General features: G+C 57.8%; 1 protein-coding gene. It reads left to right on the top strand.

All coding sequences use genetic code 11. From position 1 onward, the window contains the following. The first annotated feature begins 323 nt into the window (after positions 1-323). On the top strand, positions 324-1088 hold the full coding sequence (locus tag AB0N65_RS20630; protein ID WP_364166146.1) for a hypothetical protein: 765 nt from the start codon (positions 324-326) through the stop codon (positions 1086-1088). The last annotated feature ends 183 nt before the right edge of the window (positions 1089-1271 follow it).

Genomic DNA, 1271 nt, shown 5'->3' with positions numbered 1-1271 from the left:
GCCGGTAGTCAGTCACCAGCTGAGACTATCCAACGAATGCGGCCATGACATCGCTTATTCGGACAGGTTATCCCTGTGGTGTCCGGTAGAGGATCCCTGACCGGGCGCGGCGCCGTAAGGCAGCAGGGTGCGGTAAAGGATCCTCACCGGATGACCTACCGGCCGTAGACTGTCGGCATGTCAGCGCAGTCGTTACCCCAAGAGACGTTCAGAGGAGACCTGTCCGATCCAGACGAACTAGCAGCAGATCCGCAGCTTTGGAAAGGCGGCCACTCTACCAGCCCGCTCACACCACGAGAATTAACGGCTGCTCAGTCAAACTCATGAAAGTCATCTACGCGCAGATCGCCCAGTCAGCTGGAGCTCGGCCTTTCGAAGGCAGCGGCTGGCTTGAGCTTGACACCGAATATACGGTGACCTCCATTCTGGCGTACCCCAATGGGCGGGTTGAGATCCAAGTAGTGGCAGATGATCAAAGAAACTTGGCTTGGGTTGATTCAAGAGCCGTTATGACCATTGACGAAACAATTCCAGAGAGCTGGGAGGCCAGAATCGGTGACGGTGGCGTGCTCGAATTTGCACCACCACGCTGGTTAGTGCACGGGTTCTGGGAGGACTACTACGACGGGGACTCCAGCGCAGCCCAGATCGTCAACGAAGAACTAGATAAGATCCTCGGCCGCCAAACACCCCATGGCATGCCCGATCTGAACAGACAAATGACTTCACAGGAACTACAGTTCGCTGGCGAGCAAGTCGCGGCCGCCCAAGGAACAGACAGATGGAAAGGCTTGATGTTGGTGCTGCTCCACCACATCAAAGAAATAACGGCACCCCTTGAGCTGCAGCCGATCTTGGCCACGGCAGAGTCGTACTGGTTGTTGGGAAAGGGAACTCCGGAGGCTCTCCAGCTGGCCCAAGTCAGCTGCCGGAGCTATCTGAACGAATTCGAGCCGCACACGCATCTCATCGAACCAGGCCCCAAGTTTGCCCGAGCACTGTTATGCATCCTAGAACCCCTCGGGGACGAGAACGCCCGGACTGACACAGCAGACTGGTTCGCGGGCGTGGTCTGGGACATCTGGTAGACCCCTGGGCCCTCTAACCTCGACCGGCGTCATCAGGTGTCCGCAAAGGGATCCTTCACCGGACAGCTATTTCGAAGGGCGTCGCTCTCGCCGCTGGTTCCCGGATGGCAGACTGCACGTATGGACAGAATGAACCGCACAGCGCTCCACCACGCGGCCCTGGAAAATGATGTTGCCACCGTA

The sequence above is a fragment of the Paenarthrobacter sp. NPDC089322 genome, from assembly GCF_040684895.1.
Lineage (GTDB): Bacteria > Actinomycetota > Actinomycetes > Actinomycetales > Micrococcaceae > Arthrobacter.
Note: the sequence above shows the minus strand (reverse complement) of the source record. Positions and strands in the feature narration are given on the sequence as shown.

Coding starts and splice junctions, on each gene's coding strand:
- AB0N65_RS20630 (WP_364166146.1), top strand. CDS start 324: ATGAAAGTCATCTACGCGCAGATCGCCCAGTCAGCTGGAGCTCGGCCT.